Source organism: Klebsiella sp. A-Nf5 (genome assembly GCF_002810545.1).
GTDB lineage: Bacteria > Pseudomonadota > Gammaproteobacteria > Enterobacterales > Enterobacteriaceae > Klebsiella > Klebsiella variicola.
Window position 1 is genome coordinate 91383 of record NZ_PIOG01000069.1, and the last position, 18233, is coordinate 109615.

The following is an 18233-nucleotide window of genomic DNA, read 5'->3' on the forward strand; positions in this document are numbered from 1 at the left end:
CTGTGATCAGAGGCCGACGTCCGGCAGCGTCGGACGAGTCGCCAGCGCCTGTTCAACGATCGCCACCACCTGCTGGCGCGTTTCGCCTTCCAGCGCCAGACGCGGCGGACGGGTAATGGCGCTACCGCGACCCAGCAACTCTTCACACAGCTTGATGCACTGCACCAGATCCGGACGCGCATCGAGATGCAGCAGCGGCATGAACCAGCGGTACAGCGCCATCGCCTCTTCGTAACGCTGCTGGCGGGCGAGACGGAATAACGTTTCCCCTTCGCGCGGGAAGGCATTGGACATCCCGGAGATCCAGCCTTCCGCGCCGACGGCGATGCTTTCCACCACCACGTCATCCAGCCCGGCAAACAGCACGAAGCGGTCGCCAACGGTGTTACGCAGGTCGATAAAGCGGCGGGTATCACCGGAGGAGTCTTTAAAACAGACGATGTTGTCGCAGTCGGTCAGGGTGGCGAGAATGTCCGGCGTCACGTCGTTTTTGTAAATCGGCGGGTTGTTGTAGACCATAATCGGCAGGTCGGTAGCGCTCGCCACGCTGCGGAAGTGGGCCGCGGTTTCATGCGGTTTCGAGGAGTAGACCAGCGCCGGCATCACCATGATCCCGTCGACGCCGACGCGCTCCGCCTCTTTCGCCATTTTCCGGGCGAAGGCGGTGGTGAACTCGGCCACCCCGGCGATGACCGGAATTTTGCCGCCGGCGGCATCCTTCGCCACCTCGATAATCTGCAGTTTTTCATCGGTGCTCAGCGAGGTGTTTTCCCCTACGCTGCCGCACACCACCAGCCCGGAAACGCCATCTTTGACCAGGTTTTTCATCACCGCGTGAGTGGCGTCTAAATCGAGGGAGTAATCGCTACGAAACTGCGTGCTGACCGCCGGGAATACGCCGCTCCAGTGAATCGCTTTTTTGCTCATGCTCGGTTCCTTGTCGTCATTTTGTTAAGTCGAAGTGAATGAATGGTGAATATTCACTGACAGATTGACGTGTCGCGGAACCGGCGGCTTGTCGGTTTTCCCTCAATACGATGACGAAATTAGCACAGTCGACAAAAGTGTGAGCCCGCGTTTATCCGAGCAGCGTGAGGCGAAAATCGCGCGGCGTCGAGCCGGTCATGGCCTTGAACTGGCGGCTGAAGGCGCTGTGATCGGTATACCCGCACTGCAGGGCGATATCGGTAATCGGCGTATCGCCAGCCAGCAGTTCGGTGGCTTTTTCCAGGCGAACTTTGTGGATCATTTGCCGCGGGGTGAGATGAAAGATCCGCTTGCAGTAGCGTTCGATCTGCGCAATCGACATCCCGCTTAAGGCGGTTAACTCTTCCATGGCGATCGGCCGGTGATAGTGCCGGCGGATATGATCGTCGACGATCGCCAGCCGCTGCCACGCCGGATGGCGGGCGTGGGCCTCCTGCAGATCGTGCGAGATCCCGGCCATGCCGATCACCTGGCCGCTGATATCGCGCAGCGCCAGTTTCTGCGTCAGACACCAGCCGCGCTCGCGGCCATTGTAGAGATGCATTTCCAGCTGATCGCGCAGGGTCACGCCTTCCCGTAGTACCCGAAGATCCTGTTCGGTATAACCCTGACCCAGCGCGGAAGGAAAGACATCGGCGGAGGTTTTGCCCAGCAGCGAGGAGACGGTTTTAAAACCGCAGCGGCGGGCCAGCGTCAGGTTCGCCAACAAATAACGCGCCTGCCGATCTTTGATAAAAAAGACCACATTAGGAATGGCATTGAGCAGGGGCGCAATCAGCGCCAGGGCATTCAGCAGCGCGGGCATATTTTCCGGCCGCTGGCGCGCCAGCCCTTCGCAGATCTGGCTCAGCTCATCGACGGCCAGCTCAGGTTGGTTAACCGCCCGGGGCGGCGGCGCATCAGAAACACCGATCATAAGGCCTCCTCATGTAAGTGACCGAAGGATATTTATTCACTTTCCGTTAACACCTCAAGCAGCATCCCTCGGTTTTGCGATCCTGGATCCGCTTTACGCCTTCCCCTGATTTATCCACTGGCGCAATGGTCACTTTCGGTTTACCACAGCATTAAGCAGATGATTAATAAGAAATAACTATGTGAAATAGAAATATACCGTGCTGATGACTATGCAGATTTCGTCATTTTCTCTGACGAAAGCGCTCAAGCAGGCCGGGAAAGGTTGCGCCAGCATGATGAAACATGTTGTTAACTTCCGGAGAGTCTGATGACCGCGCCACGCCCCCCTGTTACGCTGAGAGCTATTGATTCACATACCGGCGGCGAACCGACCCGCCTGATCATTGACGGCTTCCCCGACCTCGGCGGCGGCAACATGGCGGAGCGCCGCGACCGCTTTGCCCGCGACTTCGACCTGTGGCGTCAGGCGGCCATTCTCGAACCGCGCGGTAATGACGTACTGGTCGGCGCGCTGCTGTGCAAACCTGTCTCGGCAGCGGCTACCGCTGGCGTGATTTTCTTCAACAACGCCGGTTTTCTGAATATGTGCGGTCACGGCACCATCGGGCTTATCGCCTCGCTGGCCTGGCTTGGGCGTATCCAGCCCGGCGTGCATCTGATTGAAACGCCGGTCGGCGACGTAAGCGCCACGTTGCACGACGATGGCAGCGTATCGGTGCAAAACGTCCCGGCCCGCCGCTGGAAAAAACAGATCCGCGTTGAGACCGCGCTGGGTCCCGTCATCGGCGATATTGCCTGGGGCGGTAACTGGTTTTTTCTGATTAACGACCACCCGTTCGCCATTACCCCCGAACAGATTCCACAGCTCACCGACTACGCCTGGGCGGTGCGCGAGGGGCTGGAAGCCGCGGGGATCCGCGGCGATGACGGCGGCGTTATCGACCATATCGAACTCTTCGCCGCTGACGATACCGCCGACAGCCGCAGCTTCGTACTCTGTCCGGGAAAGGCCTGGGATCGCTCGCCGTGCGGTACCGGCACCAGCGCCAAGCTGGCTTGCCTGGCGCAGGAGGGCAAGCTGCAGCCAGGAGAAATCTGGCGTCAGGCCAGCATCATCGGCAGCCAGTTTACCGCCAGCTACCAGCGCACCGCTGAAGGCATCATCCCAACGATCCGTGGCGAAGCCTGGGTGTGCGGTGATAACCAGTTGATCCTCAACCCTGACGATCCCTTCTGCTGGGGGATCGCGCCGTGAAGCAGTGCGATGTCATCGTGATCGGCGCCGGGATCATCGGTGCCGCCTGCGCGTGGCAGCTGGCGAAGCGGGGGCAGAGCGTGACGCTTATCGATGACGGTCAGCCCGGCGCGACGGCGGCCGGTATGGGCCATCTGGTGTGCATGGATGACGACCCCGCCGAGCTTGCCTTGTCGGCATGGTCGCTGGAACGCTGGCGCGCTATCACGCCACGGATGCCCGACCATTGCGCCTGGCGCGGCTGCGGCACGCTGTGGCTGGCGGAAAGCGAAGAAGAGATGGCCGTGGCTGGCGACAAACAGCGGCGGCTGGCCAGCTATCAGGTGCCCAGCGAACGCCAGACCCCGCAGCAGATCGCCGGACGCGAGCCGCTGCTGCGCGGCGGGCTGGCGGGCGGCCTGTGGGTGCCAGGCGATGGTATCGTCTACGCGCCAAACGTCGCCCGCTGGCTGATGGCCGATGCCGGAGACCATCTCACCTGCCTGCACGACAGAGCGCAGGCGATTACCGAACCGCAGGTGCTGCTCGCCAGCGGCAAACGGCTACAGGCGCGGGCCATCGTGGTGGCCTGCGGACTTGAAGCCAACGCGCTGTTAGCGGAAAACTGGCTGCGACCGAAAAAAGGCCAACTGGCGATTACCGATCGCTACCGGCCGCGGGTGCATCACCAGCTGGTTGAGCTGGGTTACGGCGCCAGCGCCCATGGCGGCGGCACCTCGGTGGCGTTTAACCTTCAGCCGCGGCCAACCGGCCAGCTGCTGATTGGCTCTTCGCGTCAGTTTGATAACCGTGAGCGCGAGTTGGATCTGCCCTTGCTGGCGCAGATGCTCGATCGCGCCCGCCATTTCGTGCCGGCGCTGGCGACGTTGAATATCATCCGTTGCTGGAGCGGCCTGCGCGCCGCCTCGCCGGATGGCAACCCGCTGATCGGCCCGCACCCCGCCCGCCGTGGCGTATGGTTAGCGCTGGGCCATGAAGGGCTGGGCGTCACCACCGCCCCGGCCACGGCTGAACTGCTGGCGGCGCAGATCCTCGATGAACGCTGCCCATTGGCGCCCGACGCCTGGCTCCCGGCCCGTTTGTGTCATCAGGAGGCGATGGCATGAAGGCCACTCTCACTATCACCATTGATGGCGAAGCGCTGATGGTGCCGGAAGGCATTAGCGTGGCGGTGGCGCTGGCGTTGACCGGCGATCCCACCACCCGCCAGGCGGTCAACGGCGACTCACGCGCGCCATTTTGCGGCATGGGCGTCTGCCAGGAGTGCCGGATCACCGTCGACGGCCGGCGGGTGCTGGCCTGCCAGACCTTGTGCCGGGCCGGTATGCAAATAGAAAGGAGCCGCTATGCAAACGCTGCGTTGTGACATTTTAATCCTCGGCGCCGGCCCCGCCGGCATGGCGGCCGCGCTCTCCGCCGCCGCCTGCGATAAACAGGTGATTATTCTCGACGATAACCCCGCCCCTGGCGGGCAAATCTGGCGGGCCGGTCCGCAGGCGACGCTGCCCGTCCTGGCCCGGCGCTACCGCGACGCCATCGCCGCGTCTGCCGCCATCCGGGTAGTGAACGGCGCGCGGCTGATTGCCCGCCCCTCCGCGCACAGCGTGCTGTTTGAAACCGCCGACGGCGCTGGCGTGGTTTACTGGCAGAAACTGATCCTCTGCTGCGGCGCGCGCGAGCTGTCGCTGCCCTTTCCCGGCTGGACCTTACCCGGCGTAACCGGCGCGGGCGGCCTGCAGGCGCAAATCAAACAGGGCCTGTCGCTGAAAGGAGAAAAGGTGGTGATTGCCGGCAGCGGTCCGCTACTGCTGGCGGTGGCGGATACGGTGAACAAGGCCGGAGGCGAAGTGACGAATATCATTGAGCAAGCGCCGCTCCCGGCGCTGCTGCGCTTCGCCAGCGGGCTGTGGCGCTGGCCGCAGAAGCTGCGCCAGTTAGCGACGCTGGCTCCGAAAGGCTATCTGAGCGGCGCGCAGGCGATCCGCGCTCACGGCACAACGCGGCTGGAAGCCGTGACGTTGCGCCAGCGCGGCGTCGAGCGAACTATCGCCTGCGATCGGCTGGCTATCGGCTACGGGCTGATACCCAATATCGAGACGGGGCTGCTGTTTGGCTGCGCCACGGCACAGGAGGCGATCCAGGTTAACCGCTGGCAGCAGACCAGCATCGCGGATATCTACGCCGCTGGCGAGTGCACCGGTTTCGGCGGCAGCGAACTGGCGCTGGCGGAGGGCGAAATCGCCGGGTATGCCGCCGCCGGGGACAGCCAGCAAGCGCAGGCGTTATTTGCCCGCCGCGCCCGCTGGCAGCGTTTCGCCGAAGCAATCAACCGTACCTTCCGGCTGACGGAATCCTTGAAAGACGCCGCAACGCCGGAGAGCCTGCTGTGCCGCTGCGAAGATGTACGCTGCGGCGATGTGGCGGCCGCCGGAGGCTGGGCGCAGGCCAAACTGACCCAGCGCTGCGGAATGGGCGCCTGTCAAGGGCGCACCTGCGCCGCCAGCGCCCGCTGGCTGTATGGCTGGCCGCTGCCGCAGCCGAGAGAGCCGCTGTCCCCCGCCCGCGCGGAAACGCTTATTGCCCTCGCCAGGCTGAGCGCCGAGCCGTAACCGCTACTCTTCTTCTGCACCGCGCCCGGCAGGGACGCCAAGCGCAATAAACTCCTCCAGCAGCGAGGTCAGTTGCTGCAGCTTTTCCGTGGTGAACTGGGCCTCCAGCAGGCGATAGGTTTCTTCCACCTCGGCCTGGGCGCTTTCATACAGCGCGGTTCCGGCAGGCGTCAGCGAGACGTACAGCTTGCGCTGATCGTTAACCGGCTTTAAGCGCAACACCAGCCCATCCCGCTCCATGCGCGTCAAAATCCCGGTCAGGCTGGGGCGCAGGATACAGGCGCGAAAGGCCAGATCGTGAAAGTCCATCGACGGACGTTCGGCGAGAATTCGCACGATCCGCCACTGCTGTTCGGTGAGATTGTGCCGTTTGACGATCGGCCGAAAGTAGGCCATCGCCGCCTCACGCGCCTGCAACAAGGCAATGGTTAATGAATCATGCATAGTATCCCCTCTACAGCCTCATCCAAAACTTATTAACAACTTAATAATTAGCTTTAATCCTGCCATGTACAACCGGTTTCTGCACCTGAAAAGTACCAGCCTTTTCCTGAAAAATATTCAACTTATTGATTAAAAACGAATAACTAATTGAAGTGTAAATATTGTGTTAATCCGATCACAAAACATTCACTTCCAGTTGCTAAACCTGGCCGCAAAGCATAAAAGATGATCATTAACATATTAATGAAATCCCTTTGAATCCGAAATCAGTACCAGAGGAGTGGTGAATGAAAGGTACCATCTTCGCCGTTGCGCTCAATCATCGCAGCCAGCTCGACGCCTGGCGCGAAGCGTTTCAACAGGCCCCCTACAAGACCCCGCCGAAAACCGCGGTCTGGTTTATCAAGCCGCGCAATACCGTGATTGGCGATGGCGAGGCGATCCCCTATCCGCAGGGCGAGACCGTACAAAGCGGCGCCACCGTGGCGCTGATTGTCGGCAAAACCGCGCGTAAGGTGGCGGCGGCAGAGGCAGCGAACTATATCGCCGGCTACGCGCTGGCTAACGACGTGAGCCTGCCGGAAGAGAGTTTTTATCGCCCGGCGATCAAGGCGAAATGCCGCGATGGCTTCTGCCCCGTCGGCGCGCTGTCGGCGGTGCGCAACGTCGATAACCTGACCATCATCACCGAAATCAACGGCCGCGAGGCGGATAGCTGGCATACCGGCGATCTGCAGCGTAACGCCGCGCAGCTGCTGAGCGCCTTAAGCGAGTTCGCTACCCTCAATCCTGGCGACGCGATCCTTATCGGTACGCCCCACTCCCGCGTCACGCTGCGCCCCGGCGACCGGGTACGTATTCTCGCCGACGGTTTCCCGGCGCTGGAAAACCCAGTTGTCGCAGAAGGAGAGCTGGCATGAAACAGGCACGCATTGAATGGCAGGGACGAGTACGCGACGTGCTGGTCGATGAACGCGATCAGGTTCACCTGGATGATGGCACGGTGTTAAACGAGGGTGAATTCCGCTGGTTGCCGCCTGCTGACGGCACGCTGTTCGCGCTGGGGCTGAACTACGCCGACCACGCCAGCGAGCTGGAGTTTAAGCCGCCAACCGAGCCGTTGGTGTTCATCAAAGCGCCGAACACCTTTATTGGCCACCAGCAGCAGTCGGTACGCCCGGATAACGTCGAATACATGCACTACGAAGCCGAACTGGTGGTGGTGATCGGGAAAACCGCGCGCCGCGTCAGCGAAGCCGAGGCCATGGACTATGTCGCCGGCTATACCGTCTGCAACGACTACGCGATCCGCGACTATCTGGAAAACTACTACCGCCCGAACCTGCGGGTGAAAAGCCGCGACACCCTGACGCCGATCGGCCCGTGGATCGTCGCCAAAGAGGCGATCCCGGACCCGCATAATCTGGCCCTGCGCACCTGGGTCAATGGCGAACTGCGCCAGCAGGGCACCACCGCCGATCTGATCTTCAGCATCCCGTTCCTCATCGCTTATTTAAGCGAATTTATGACCCTGCAACCGGGCGACATGATCGCCACCGGCACGCCGAAAGGTCTGTCCGATGTGGTGCCGGGCGACGAAGTGATCGTCGAAGTCGAGGGCGTGGGCCGCCTGGTCAACCATATCATCAGCCAGCAAGCGTATGAGGAGACACTGTCATGAAAAAGATTAACCATTGGATCAACGGTAAAAACGTTGCCGGCGCAGACTATTTTCATACCACCAACCCGGCCACCGGCGAGGTACTGGCTGAAGTCGCCTCCGGCGGTGAAGCCGAGGTCCACCAGGCAGTCGCGGCGGCAAAAGAGGCCTTTCCGAAGTGGGCTAACCTGCCGATGAAAGAGCGCGCGCGCCTGATGCGCCGCCTGGGCGATCTGATCGATCAGAACGTCCCGGAGATCGCGGCGATGGAAACCGCCGATACCGGCCTGCCGATCCACCAGACCAAAAACGTGTTGATCCCGCGGGCGTCGCATAACTTCGAATTTTTCGCCGAAGTGTGTCAGCAGATGAACGGCAAGACCTATCCGGTCGATGACAAGATGCTCAATTACACCCTCGTGCAGCCGGTCGGCGTGTGCGCGCTGGTGTCGCCGTGGAACGTGCCGTTTATGACCGCCACCTGGAAGGTCGCGCCGTGTCTTGCACTGGGGAATACCGCGGTGCTGAAAATGTCCGAACTGTCGCCGCTGACCGCCGATCGCCTGGGCGAGCTGGCGCTGGAAGCTGGGATCCCGGCAGGTGTGCTCAACGTGGTGCAAGGCTATGGTGCTACCGCGGGCGATGCGCTGGTGCGCCATCATGATATTCGCGCCGTTTCCTTTACCGGCGGCACCGCCACCGGACGCAACATCATGAAAAACGCCGGCCTGAAAAAGTACTCCATGGAGCTTGGCGGAAAGTCGCCGGTGCTGATTTTTGAAGACGCCGATATTGAGCGCGCCCTCGACGCCGCGCTGTTCACCATTTTCTCGATCAACGGCGAACGCTGCACCGCCGGTTCGCGTATTTTCATTCAGCAGAGTATTTATCCGGAGTTCGTCAAGCGCTTCGCTGAGCGCGCCAACCGCCTGCGCGTGGGCGATCCGACCGACCCGAATACCCAGGTCGGCGCGCTGATTAGCAAGCCACACTGGGAGAAAGTGTCCGGCTACATTCGCCTCGGTATCGAAGAGGGCGCCACCCTGCTGGCCGGTGGCCCGGATAAACCGTCCGACCTGCCGGCGCATCTGAAATCCGGCAACTTCCTGCGCCCGACGGTGCTGGCGGATGTCGATAACCGCATGCGCGTCGCTCAGGAAGAAATATTTGGCCCGGTCGCCTGCCTGCTGCCGTTCAAAGACGAAGCGGAAGGATTGCGTCTGGCCAACGATGTGGAATACGGCCTGGCGTCGTATATCTGGACCCAGGACGTCAGCAAAGTGCTGCGTCTGGCCCGCGGTATTGAAGCCGGGATGGTGTTCGTCAACACCCAGAACGTGCGCGACCTGCGTCAGCCGTTCGGCGGCGTGAAGGCCTCCGGCACCGGCCGCGAAGGCGGCGAGTACAGCTTTGAAGTGTTCGCCGAAATGAAAAACGTCTGCATCTCGATGGGCGACCATCCGATCCCGAAATGGGGAGTCTGATATGGGTAAGTTAGCGTTAGCAGCAAAAATCACTCACGTGCCGTCGATGTATCTGTCTGAGCTGCCGGGGAAAAACCACGGCTGCCGTCAGGGCGCGATCGATGGGCATAAAGAAATTGGCAAGCGCTGTCGTGAAATGGGCGTTGATACCATTATCGTGTTCGACACCCACTGGCTGGTCAACAGCGCCTATCACATCAACTGCGCTGACCATTTTCAGGGCGTCTATACCAGTAACGAACTGCCGCATTTTATTCGCGACATGACCTACGACTACGACGGCAATCCGGAGCTGGGCCAGCTTATCGCCGACGAGGCGGTGAAGCTCGGGGTGCGCGCCAAAGCGCACAATATTCCGAGCCTGAAGCTGGAGTACGGCACCCTGGTGCCGATGCGCTACATGAACAGCGATAAGCACTTCAAGGTGGTGTCGATCTCCGCCTTCTGTACCGTCCACGATTTTGCCGACAGCCGCAGGCTGGGCGAAGCCATTCTCACCGCTATCGAGAAATATGATGGCACCGTGGCGGTGCTGGCCAGCGGTTCGCTGTCGCACCGCTTTATCGACGACCAGCGTGCCGAAGAAGGCATGAACAGCTATACCCGCGAGTTTGACCATCAAATGGATGAGCGGGTGGTGAAGCTGTGGCGGGAGGGCAAATTCAAAGAGTTCTGCACCATGCTGCCGGAGTACGCCGACTACTGCTATGGCGAAGGCAACATGCACGACACGGTGATGCTGCTTGGCCTGCTGGGCTGGGATAAATACGACGGCAAGGTGGAGTTTATCACCGAGCTATTCGCCAGCTCCGGCACCGGCCAGGTTAACGCCGTGTTCCCGCTGCCGGCGCAGGCGTAAGGAGGCCCCATGCCGCATTTTATCGCCGAGTGTACCGACAACATCCGCGAGCAGGCCGATCTGCCTGGGCTGTTTGCCAAAGTCAACGAGGCGCTGGCCGCCACCGGTATCTTCCCGATCGGCGGGATCCGCAGCCGCGCCCACTGGCTGAATACCTGGCAGATGGCCGACGGCAAGCAGGATTACGCCTTCGTGCATATGACCCTGAAAATCGGCGCCGGGCGCAGTCTGGAGAGCCGTCAGGACGTGGGAGATATGCTGTTCGCGCTGATCAAAGCCCATTTTGCCGCGCTGATGGAGAGCCGCTATCTGGCGCTGTCGTTCGCCATGGAAGAGCTCGACCCGACGCTGAACTACAAACAGAACAACGTGCACGCGTTATTTAAATAACGTGCAAATTGCCCGGTGGCGCTGCGCTTACCGGGCCTACAGCAGGTAGCCCGGCCGAGCAACGCGACGCCGGGGTTTGCTCCGGGCCGCCCCGGGGTCGGCGTAAACGCCTCGCCGGGCTACTCGATTGTGCACATTTCCGGTAATGCCACAGGAATCACTATGCTCGATAAACAGACCCGAACCCTGATCGCCCAGCGGCTGAACCAGGCCGAAAAACAGCGTGAACAGATCCGTGCGATCTCGCTGGATTATCCGTCGATCACCATTGAGGACGCCTACGCCGTCCAGCGCGAGTGGGTCGAAATGAAGATCGCCGAAGGCCGCGTGCTCAAAGGCCACAAGATCGGCCTGACCTCTAAAGCGATGCAGGCCAGCTCGCAGATCAGCGAGCCGGACTACGGCGCGCTGCTCGACGATATGTTCTTCCACGACGGCAGCGATATTCCCACCGACCGCTTTATCGTTCCGCGTATCGAAGTCGAGCTGGCCTTCGTGCTGGCCAAACCGCTGCGCGGCCCGAACTGTACGCTGTTTGATGTCTACAACGCCACCGACTACGTTATCCCGGCGCTGGAGCTTATCGACGCGCGCTGCCACAACATCGACCCGGAAACCCAGCGTCCGCGCAAAGTGTTCGACACCATCTCCGACAACGCCGCCAACGCCGGGGTGATCCTCGGCGGCCGGCCGATTAAACCGGACGAGCTCGACCTGCGTTGGATCTCCGCCCTGCTGTATCGCAACGGCGTGATTGAAGAGACCGGCGTCGCCGCGGGCGTACTCAATCATCCGGCCAACGGCGTGGCCTGGCTGGCCAACAAACTGGCGCCGTACGATGTCCAGCTCGAAGCCGGGCAAATCATCCTCGGCGGCTCCTTCACCCGCCCGGTTCCGGCGCGCAAGGGCGATACCTTCCACGTCGACTACGGCAACATGGGCGCCATCAGCTGCCGCTTTGTTTGAGGAGAGCAAGATGAACAACGCTTTTAAAGCGGCAATCAAGGCCGGGCATCCGCAAATCGGCCTGTGGCTTGGGCTGTGCAGCAGCTACAGCGCCGAACTGCTGGCCGGCGCGGGCTTCGACTGGCTGCTGATCGACGGCGAACACGCGCCCAACAATGTACAAACGGTGCTGACCCAGCTCCAGGCCATTGCGCCCTACCCCAGCCAGCCGGTGGTGCGTCCGTCGTGGAACGATCCGGTGCAAATTAAACAGCTGCTGGATGTCGGCGCGCAAACCCTGCTGGTGCCGATGGTGCAGAATGCCGAAGAAGCGCGGCTGGCGGTAAGCGCCACCCGCTACCCGCCTGCCGGCATCCGCGGAGTCGGCAGCGCGTTGGCCCGCGCCTCGCGCTGGAATCGCGTCCCGGATTATATCCACCAGGCCAATGACGCCATGTGCGTGCTGGTACAGATTGAGACCCGCGAAGCGCTGAAAAATCTGCCGCAGATCCTTGATGTCGACGGGGTGGATGGCGTGTTCATCGGCCCGGCGGATCTCAGCGCCGATATGGGTCACGGCGGCAATCCACAGCACCCGGAAGTACAGGCAGCCATTGAAGATGCCATCCAGCAAATCCGTCAGGCCGGTAAAGCGCCGGGGATCCTGATGGCCAATGAACAGCTGGCGAAACGCTATCTGGAGCTTGGCGCGCTGTTCGTCGCCGTCGGCGTCGATACCACGCTGCTGGCTCGCGGCGCAGAAGCCCTGGCGGCGCGGTTTGGCGCGGAAAAAACCGCCCTGGGTTCGTCAGGCGTCTACTAACACCGGGTGACGCTACGCTCATCCGGCCCGGAGCAGCAGCGAATCGCAGGCCCGGTAAGCGCAGCACTACCGGGCAACCCGCAGTACCCTACAAAATTCCCATTAGAGGAAAATAATAATGAGCGATACATCACCTGCCATCCCGGAAAAGTTCGATCCGGCGAATCAGCACAAACAGCTGACGGCGCAGCAGCAGTCGGTTATCAACAAGCTCTTCCGCCGTCTGATCGTGTTTTTATTCGTCCTGTTTATCTTTTCGTTTTTAGACAGGATCAACATTGGCTTTGCCGGATTAACCATGGGGCAGGATCTGGGCCTCAACGCCACCATGTTTGGCCTGGCCACCACCCTGTTTTACGCCACTTACGTCATTTTTGGCATTCCCAGCAACGTGATGCTCAGCATCGTCGGCGCGCGACGCTGGATCGCTACCATCATGGTGCTGTGGGGCATCGCCTCTACCGCCACCATGTTCGCCACCGGACCAAAAAGTCTCTATGTTCTGCGCATGCTGGTGGGGATCACCGAGGCCGGTTTCCTGCCGGGTATCCTGCTGTACCTGACCTACTGGTTCCCGGCATTTTTCCGCGCCCGCGCTAACGCGTTGTTTATGATTGCGATGCCGGTGACCACCGCGCTGGGGTCGATCGTCTCCGGCTATATCTTGTCCCTCGACGGTCTGCTGAACCTGCACGGCTGGCAGTGGCTGTTCCTGCTGGAAGGCTTCCCGTCGGTGCTGCTCGGCATTATGGTCTGGTTCTGGCTGGATGATTCTCCGTCGAAGGCCAGGTGGCTGACGGCGGAGGACAAAAAATGTCTGCAGGAGATGATGGATAACGATCGCCTGACTCTGGTGCAGCCGGAAGGGGCCATCAGCCATCACGCCATGCAGCAGCGCAGCCTGTGGCGGGAAGTGTTCACCCCGATCGTGCTGATGTACACCCTCGCCTACTTCTGCCTGACCAATACGCTCAGCGCGATCAGCATCTGGACGCCGCAGATCCTCAAAAGCTTTAACGAAAGCAGCAGCAATATCACCATCGGTCTGCTGGCGGCGATCCCGCAAATTTGTACCATTCTCGGGATGATCTACTGGAGCCGCCACTCCGATAAATACCAGGAGCGGAAGCATCACACTGCCCTGCCGTTCCTGTTCGCCGCTGCGGGCTGGCTGCTGGCGTCGGCCACCGATCACAACCTGATCCAGTTGCTCGGGATCGTAATGGCCTCCACCGGATCGTTTAGCGCCATGGCCATTTTCTGGACCACGCCGGATCAGTCCATCAGCCTGCGTGCCCGCGCGATCGGCATCGCGGTGATCAACGCCACCGGCAATATCGGATCGGCGCTCAGTCCCTTTATGATCGGCTGGCTGAAGGATATTACCGGCAGCTTCAGCAGCGGGCTGTGGTTCGTCGCCGCGCTGCTGGTGATTGGCGCGGTGATCATCTGGGCGATTCCGATGAAGGGCTCGCGCCCTCGCGCGACACCGTAAGGAGCCGCTATGTGCCAAAGCCCAATCGCCAACATCGATATCAATAAAGAGTACGACGAGAGCCTGGGCACCGAAGAGGTGCACTATCAGTCGTTTTCCCGCATGGCGGCCTTTTTTGGCCGCGACATGCAGGCGCATCGTCACGACCGTTATTTCCAGATGCACTACCTTGATACCGGGCAGATTGAGCTGCAGCTTGATGACCATCGCTATTCGGTGCAGGCGCCGCTGTTTGTGTTAACGCCGCCCTCGGTGCCGCACGCGTTTATTACCGAGTCCGATAGCGATGGTCACGTGTTGACGGTGCACGAAGAACTCATCTGGCCGCTGCTGGAGGTGCTTTATCCCGGCACGCGGGAGACCTTCGGCCTGCCGGGGATCTGTCTGTCGCTGGCAGATAAACCCGACGAGCTGGCGGCGCTGGCCCACTACTGGCAGCTGATTCGTCGGGAATCTACCGCCCAGTTGCCCGGGCGGGAACACACCCTGGCGCTGCTGGCGCAGGCGGTATTTACCCTGCTGCTGCGCAACGCCAGGCTCGACGATCATGCCGCCAGCGGGATGCGCGGCGAGCTGAAGCTATTCCAGCGCTTTAACCAGATGATCGACAGCCACTACCATCAGCACTGGACGGTACCGGATTACGCCAGGGAGCTGCATCTGACCGAATCGCGGCTGACCGATATCTGCCGCCGCTTCGCCAACCGTTCGCCGAAGCGGCTGATATTCGACCGCCAGCTGCGCGAGGCGAAGCGGCTGCTGCTGTTTTCCGATAGCGCGGTCAATGAGATTGCCTGGCAGCTGGGGTTTAAAGACCCTGCCTATTTTGCGCGCTTTTTTAGCCGCCAGGTCGGCTGCTCGCCCAGCAGCTACCGGGCGCAAAAAGTACCTGTGTCGTAATACCCCGGCGGCGCTGCGCTTGCCTGGGCTACAGACCACAGGGCGGGTCAGCGCCGCGCCACCCGCCAAAAGCTGCCGAGATCACAAAATTTAATCCCGCCTGAAAAGTACCCGCCGTTGTCGCAAACGTCCCTTCACGGCAAGCGCAATAACCGCTTCAATTAAACAACAAAAACAAAACATATATTTAACATTATTTTTCCGATAAATACTGAAGAGGCCCCTATGAAACCTGAAGATTTCCGCGCCGACGCGAAACGCCCGTTAACTGGCGAAGAGTATTTAAAAAGCCTGCAGGATGGCCGCGAAATTTATATCTACGGCGAGCGCGTGAAGGATGTCACCACCCACCCGGCCTTCCGTAACGCCGCGGCTTCTGTCGCTCAGCTGTACGATGCGCTGCACAAACCGGAGATGCAGGATTCCCTGTGCTGGGGCACCGATACCGGCAGCGGCGGCTACACCCATAAATTCTTCCGCGTGGCGAAAAGCGCCGACGACCTGCGCCAGCAGCGCGACGCCATCGCCGAGTGGTCGCGCTTAAGCTACGGCTGGATGGGCCGCACCCCGGACTACAAAGCCGCCTTCGGCTGCGCGCTGGGCGCCAACCCGGCGTTTTACGGCCAGTTCGAGCAGAACGCCCGCAACTGGTACACCCGCATTCAGGAAACCGGCCTGTACTTTAACCACGCGATCGTCAACCCGCCGATCGACCGCCACAAGCCGGCTGATGAAGTGAAGGATGTCTACATCAAGCTGGAAAAAGAGACCGATGCCGGGATCATCGTCAGCGGCGCGAAAGTGGTCGCCACCAACTCAGCGCTGACCCACTACAACATGATCGGCTTCGGCTCCGCACAGGTGATGGGCGAGAACCCGGACTTCGCGCTGATGTTCGTCGCGCCGATGGATGCCGAAGGCGTCAAGCTTATCTCCCGCGCCTCCTATGAGATGGTCGCCGGTGCGACCGGCTCCCCGTACGACTATCCGCTTTCCAGCCGTTTCGACGAGAACGACGCGATTCTGGTAATGGATAAGGTGCTGATCCCATGGGAGAACGTACTGATTTATCGCGACTTTGACCGCTGCCGCCGCTGGACCATGGAAGGTGGTTTCGCCCGCATGTATCCCCTGCAGGCCTGCGTACGCCTGGCGGTAAAACTGGACTTTATCACCGCCCTGCTGAAACGCTCTCTGGAATGTACCGGCACCCTCGAGTTCCGCGGCGTACAGGCCGACCTCGGCGAAGTAGTCGCTTGGCGCAACATGTTCTGGGCGCTTAGCGATTCCATGTGCTCGGAAGCGACGCCGTGGGTCAATGGCGCATGGCTGCCGGATCACGCCGCGCTGCAGACCTATCGCGTGATGGCCCCGATGGCCTACGCCAAGATCAAGAACATCATCGAGCGCAACGTCACCAGCGGCCTGATTTATCTGCCGTCCAGCGCCCGCGATCTGAACAACCCGCAGATCGACCAGTATCTGGCGAAGTACGTGCGCGGCTCCAACGGTATGGATCACGTTGAACGTATCAAGATCCTCAAACTGATGTGGGACGCCATCGGCAGCGAATTCGGCGGTCGCCATGAACTGTATGAGATCAACTACTCCGGTAGCCAGGATGAAATTCGCCTGCAGTGTCTGCGCCAGGCGCAGAGCTCCGGCAATATGGACAAAATGATGGCGATGGTCGACCGCTGCCTGTCCGAGTACGACCAGAACGGCTGGACGGTGCCGCATCTGCACAATAACGCTGATATCAACATGTTGGATAAGCTGCTGAAGTAATTCACAGCGGGAGGTCATAATGCAATTAGATGAACAACGCCTGCGTTTTCGCGATGCCATGGCCAGCCTGTCGGCGGCGGTTAACGTTGTCACCACCGAAGGCGAAGCCGGTCGCTGCGGCATTACCGCCACGGCGGTGTGCTCGGTGACGGATACGCCGCCATCGGTGATGGTTTGTATCAACGCCAACAGCGCGATGAACCCGGTGTTTCAGGGTAACGGCAAGTTGTGCATCAACGTGCTGAACCACGAACAGGAAATCATGGCCCGTCATTTCGCCGGGATGACCGGGGTGACGATGGAAGAGCGATTTGCCCTCAGCGGCTGGCAGCAGGGCGCGCTCGGGCAGCCGGTGCTGAAAGGTTCACTGGCCAGTCTCGAAGGCGAGATTAGCCAGGTACAAACCATTGGTACCCACCTGGTGTATCTGGTGGAGATCAGGAATATTACCTTGAGCCCGCAAGGGCACGGTCTGATTTACTTTAAACGCCGTTTCCACCCGGTGATGATGGAAATGGAAGTCGCGGTGTAATGGCCTCGCCTGCCTCTCCCCGGATAACGGGGAGGGGCTACATAGATTCGCGTTAGCGTTCCTGCTGGGCAAACTGTGTCAGCGCCGCCTTCTGGTACTTTCCGCCCGTATCGTAGTCCGTCGTCGCCGTCCGGCTCACCTGCGCGCTGATTTGCTCCTCGCTCGGATGGGGATTCCCTCCCGCTACCTATTACGATTTTTCTTGTAGCCCTGGTAATAAATCCACCAACAACCAGTAGCTATCAACGCCCCTGTGAAACATGCAGCTTTTGTATACTTCCATGTATCACTCCAAATCAGCTCAAATGGGATGTGGTAAACCAATAAGAGGTAACCTCTAATGAGCACGTATATAATTAAAAACAATACGATCATTGCTACATTGCAAGCAAAAAATAGATAGAAAAAAATAAAGAACCAAGATTTTCTATTCATTTTTGGTTCCCTTTTTGGAATTTCACACCTGTTTTACCCGCTTGATCATTGAGGATCTCTGTCACCGCACTACCCGAGGCATTACCAGCAATACCAGGTACTGGATTAATCGGCAGCGGTTTGGATATTCCCATCCCGACATCTGTCCAGATCCAGTCTTTCCATGGCTTCATCGGGTTGTAAATTTTATCCATAGGCAGCTCAATGAGTTTTCCTGCACCATAACCCGCCCCAGAGGCCAAACCATTACTTAAGCCACCTGTAAAAGGATTATCCCCTTTCAGATAGCTGGATATTGCACCACCTGCCGCATTCCATCCCACAGTTCCTAACCAACCAGTTTTTGAGGTTGCTGCTCCAACCCAAGTCGCTATCAACGCATCTATGTAATTCACTTCACTAGTCGTGGCATATTGTATTGCAGTATTGGCTCCGCCACTGATGGCAGCTGTTACCAAAGCCCCCTTAGGCAATATGCCTAACCCAACAGTATCTGCCAGATGGGCTGATACTACTGCATTCCCTTCTGCCACATCTTCAGCAAGTTTTCCTTTACAGTCTGTATAGCAGTCTGGCGTCTGCCTGTGAATGATTTCCGCCACATACGGGCTCACTGCGCCACTCGCCGCCTGCGCCAGGTCGCCCCCCGCCAGACCCTGCATCGCCGCCGTTACCGCCTGCGCCACCTTCTGGTACTTTCCGCCCGTAT

The 18233-nt window shown here is 60.0% G+C and carries 19 protein-coding genes and 1 pseudogene; 16 read left to right on the plus strand and 4 right to left on the minus strand.

The genetic code is table 11. From position 1 onward, the window contains the following. Positions 1-6: 6 nt before the first annotated feature. Both CWM53_RS08100 and CWM53_RS08105 read right to left on the minus strand, forming a co-directional pair. Positions 7-927, minus strand: a complete 921-nt coding sequence (locus CWM53_RS08100; RefSeq protein ID WP_074387151.1) for a dihydrodipicolinate synthase family protein — start codon at positions 925-927, stop codon at positions 7-9. 151 nt (positions 928-1078) lie between these two features. Then, positions 1079-1903 carry an AraC family transcriptional regulator gene (locus CWM53_RS08105; RefSeq protein ID WP_074387152.1) on the minus strand — a complete coding sequence of 275 codons (825 nt, stop codon included), beginning with the start codon at positions 1901-1903 and terminating at the stop codon, positions 1079-1081. Positions 1904-2212: 309 nt separating this feature from the next. On the opposite strand from CWM53_RS08105, the gene CWM53_RS08110 reads away from it, so the two are divergent. Genes CWM53_RS08110 through CWM53_RS08125 form a run of 4 tightly spaced genes read left to right on the plus strand, consistent with a single transcriptional unit; the run spans position 2213 to position 5769 of the window. Continuing rightward, positions 2213-3160, plus strand: coding sequence for a 4-hydroxyproline epimerase (locus CWM53_RS08110; RefSeq protein ID WP_100631989.1), 948 nt, complete (start codon positions 2213-2215; stop codon positions 3158-3160). After that, the gene (locus tag CWM53_RS08115) at positions 3157-4266 is read left to right on the plus strand and encodes an NAD(P)/FAD-dependent oxidoreductase (protein ID WP_100730407.1); all 1110 of its coding nucleotides are present in this window, start codon (positions 3157-3159) and stop codon (positions 4264-4266) included. Before CWM53_RS08110 ends, CWM53_RS08115 begins: the two co-directional genes overlap by 4 nt. Beyond that, positions 4263-4526, plus strand: a complete 264-nt coding sequence (locus CWM53_RS08120; RefSeq protein ID WP_100676422.1) for a (2Fe-2S)-binding protein — start codon at positions 4263-4265, stop codon at positions 4524-4526. Before CWM53_RS08115 ends, CWM53_RS08120 begins: the two co-directional genes overlap by 4 nt. Then, the gene (locus tag CWM53_RS08125) at positions 4507-5769 is read left to right on the plus strand and encodes an FAD/NAD(P)-binding oxidoreductase (protein WP_100730408.1); all 1263 of its coding nucleotides are present in this window, start codon (positions 4507-4509) and stop codon (positions 5767-5769) included. Before CWM53_RS08120 ends, CWM53_RS08125 begins: the two co-directional genes overlap by 20 nt. A gap of 3 nt (positions 5770-5772) precedes the next feature. Here CWM53_RS08125 and hpaR read toward each other — a convergent pair whose 3' ends face one another. After that, positions 5773-6213 carry a homoprotocatechuate degradation operon regulator HpaR gene (gene hpaR, locus CWM53_RS08130; protein ID WP_074387156.1) on the minus strand — a complete coding sequence of 147 codons (441 nt, stop codon included), beginning with the start codon at positions 6211-6213 and terminating at the stop codon, positions 5773-5775. Between the two features lie 64 nt (positions 6214-6277). Between hpaR and CWM53_RS30895 the strand changes: the two are divergent. The 12 genes and pseudogenes from CWM53_RS30895 to CWM53_RS08185 all read left to right on the plus strand — a co-directional run bounded on the left by CWM53_RS30895 (position 6278) and on the right by CWM53_RS08185 (position 17089). Continuing rightward, positions 6278-6442, plus strand: a pseudogene (locus CWM53_RS30895) (hypothetical protein). A 58-nt stretch (positions 6443-6500) separates the two neighbouring features. Further along, positions 6501-7133 (plus strand): fumarylacetoacetate hydrolase family protein, encoded by a 633-nt coding sequence (locus CWM53_RS08135; RefSeq protein WP_012969003.1) that lies wholly within the window; start codon positions 6501-6503, stop codon positions 7131-7133. Continuing rightward, positions 7130-7894, plus strand: a complete 765-nt coding sequence (locus CWM53_RS08140) for a fumarylacetoacetate hydrolase family protein (RefSeq protein WP_074387157.1) — start codon at positions 7130-7132, stop codon at positions 7892-7894. The genes CWM53_RS08135 and CWM53_RS08140 overlap by 4 nt, the downstream gene beginning before the upstream one ends. Then, positions 7891-9357: a 5-carboxymethyl-2-hydroxymuconate semialdehyde dehydrogenase gene (hpaE, locus tag CWM53_RS08145; protein ID WP_061155877.1), complete on the plus strand. Its 1467-nt coding sequence runs from the start codon at positions 7891-7893 to the stop codon at positions 9355-9357. The genes CWM53_RS08140 and hpaE overlap by 4 nt, the downstream gene beginning before the upstream one ends. A gap of 1 nt (position 9358) precedes the next feature. After that, a complete protein-coding gene (hpaD, locus tag CWM53_RS08150) occupies positions 9359-10216 on the plus strand; it encodes a 3,4-dihydroxyphenylacetate 2,3-dioxygenase (protein ID WP_061155878.1) in 858 nt (285 codons plus the stop codon). Positions 10217-10225: 9 nt separating this feature from the next. Then, positions 10226-10606 (plus strand): 5-carboxymethyl-2-hydroxymuconate Delta-isomerase, encoded by a 381-nt coding sequence (locus tag CWM53_RS08155; protein ID WP_100631993.1) that lies wholly within the window; start codon positions 10226-10228, stop codon positions 10604-10606. A 162-nt stretch (positions 10607-10768) separates the two neighbouring features. Then, positions 10769-11572: a 2-oxo-hept-4-ene-1,7-dioate hydratase gene (hpaH, locus tag CWM53_RS08160; RefSeq protein WP_002887487.1), complete on the plus strand. Its 804-nt coding sequence runs from the start codon at positions 10769-10771 to the stop codon at positions 11570-11572. A 10-nt stretch (positions 11573-11582) separates the two neighbouring features. Then, on the plus strand, positions 11583-12374 hold the full coding sequence (gene hpaI / locus CWM53_RS08165; RefSeq protein ID WP_074387158.1) for a 4-hydroxy-2-oxoheptanedioate aldolase: 792 nt from the start codon (positions 11583-11585) through the stop codon (positions 12372-12374). A gap of 118 nt (positions 12375-12492) precedes the next feature. Beyond that, positions 12493-13869 (plus strand): 4-hydroxyphenylacetate permease, encoded by a 1377-nt coding sequence (gene hpaX, locus CWM53_RS08170; protein ID WP_012542960.1) that lies wholly within the window; start codon positions 12493-12495, stop codon positions 13867-13869. 9 nt (positions 13870-13878) lie between these two features. Then, positions 13879-14769, plus strand: a complete 891-nt coding sequence (gene hpaA / locus CWM53_RS08175; protein WP_012542961.1) for a 4-hydroxyphenylacetate catabolism regulatory protein HpaA — start codon at positions 13879-13881, stop codon at positions 14767-14769. 225 nt (positions 14770-14994) lie between these two features. Further along, on the plus strand, positions 14995-16557 hold the full coding sequence (gene hpaB, locus CWM53_RS08180) for a 4-hydroxyphenylacetate 3-monooxygenase, oxygenase component (protein ID WP_002887473.1): 1563 nt from the start codon (positions 14995-14997) through the stop codon (positions 16555-16557). A 19-nt stretch (positions 16558-16576) separates the two neighbouring features. Further along, entirely contained in the window at positions 16577-17089 is a 513-nt protein-coding gene (locus tag CWM53_RS08185) for a 4-hydroxyphenylacetate 3-monooxygenase reductase subunit (RefSeq protein WP_012542962.1), read from the plus strand. Between the two features lie 431 nt (positions 17090-17520). On the opposite strand, the gene CWM53_RS31875 is transcribed toward CWM53_RS08185, so the two are convergent. Further along, a partial coding sequence (locus tag CWM53_RS31875) for a hypothetical protein (protein WP_227521693.1) occupies positions 17521-18233 on the minus strand: 713 nt, incomplete at its 5' end.

Excerpts from the sequence above, each read along its gene's own strand:
- hpaA (WP_012542961.1), top strand. The coding sequence starts at position 13,879 with ATGTGCCAAAGCCCAATCGCCAACATCGATATCAATAAAGAGTACGAC.
- hpaE (WP_061155877.1), top strand. The coding sequence starts at position 7,891 with ATGAAAAAGATTAACCATTGGATCAACGGTAAAAACGTTGCCGGCGCA.
- CWM53_RS08155 (WP_100631993.1), top strand. The coding sequence starts at position 10,226 with ATGCCGCATTTTATCGCCGAGTGTACCGACAACATCCGCGAGCAGGCC.
- CWM53_RS08185 (WP_012542962.1), top strand. The coding sequence starts at position 16,577 with ATGCAATTAGATGAACAACGCCTGCGTTTTCGCGATGCCATGGCCAGC.
- hpaH (WP_002887487.1), top strand. The coding sequence starts at position 10,769 with ATGCTCGATAAACAGACCCGAACCCTGATCGCCCAGCGGCTGAACCAG.
- CWM53_RS08120 (WP_100676422.1), top strand. The coding sequence starts at position 4,263 with ATGAAGGCCACTCTCACTATCACCATTGATGGCGAAGCGCTGATGGTG.
- CWM53_RS08140 (WP_074387157.1), top strand. The coding sequence starts at position 7,130 with ATGAAACAGGCACGCATTGAATGGCAGGGACGAGTACGCGACGTGCTG.
- CWM53_RS08125 (WP_100730408.1), top strand. The coding sequence starts at position 4,507 with ATGCAAACGCTGCGTTGTGACATTTTAATCCTCGGCGCCGGCCCCGCC.
- hpaX (WP_012542960.1), top strand. The coding sequence starts at position 12,493 with ATGAGCGATACATCACCTGCCATCCCGGAAAAGTTCGATCCGGCGAAT.
- hpaR (WP_074387156.1), bottom strand. The coding sequence starts at position 6,213 with ATGCATGATTCATTAACCATTGCCTTGTTGCAGGCGCGTGAGGCGGCG.
- CWM53_RS08110 (WP_100631989.1), top strand. The coding sequence starts at position 2,213 with ATGACCGCGCCACGCCCCCCTGTTACGCTGAGAGCTATTGATTCACAT.
- CWM53_RS08100 (WP_074387151.1), bottom strand. The coding sequence starts at position 927 with ATGAGCAAAAAAGCGATTCACTGGAGCGGCGTATTCCCGGCGGTCAGC.
- CWM53_RS08105 (WP_074387152.1), bottom strand. The coding sequence starts at position 1,903 with ATGATCGGTGTTTCTGATGCGCCGCCGCCCCGGGCGGTTAACCAACCT.
- CWM53_RS08135 (WP_012969003.1), top strand. The coding sequence starts at position 6,501 with ATGAAAGGTACCATCTTCGCCGTTGCGCTCAATCATCGCAGCCAGCTC.
- hpaD (WP_061155878.1), top strand. The coding sequence starts at position 9,359 with ATGGGTAAGTTAGCGTTAGCAGCAAAAATCACTCACGTGCCGTCGATG.
- hpaI (WP_074387158.1), top strand. The coding sequence starts at position 11,583 with ATGAACAACGCTTTTAAAGCGGCAATCAAGGCCGGGCATCCGCAAATC.
- hpaB (WP_002887473.1), top strand. The coding sequence starts at position 14,995 with ATGAAACCTGAAGATTTCCGCGCCGACGCGAAACGCCCGTTAACTGGC.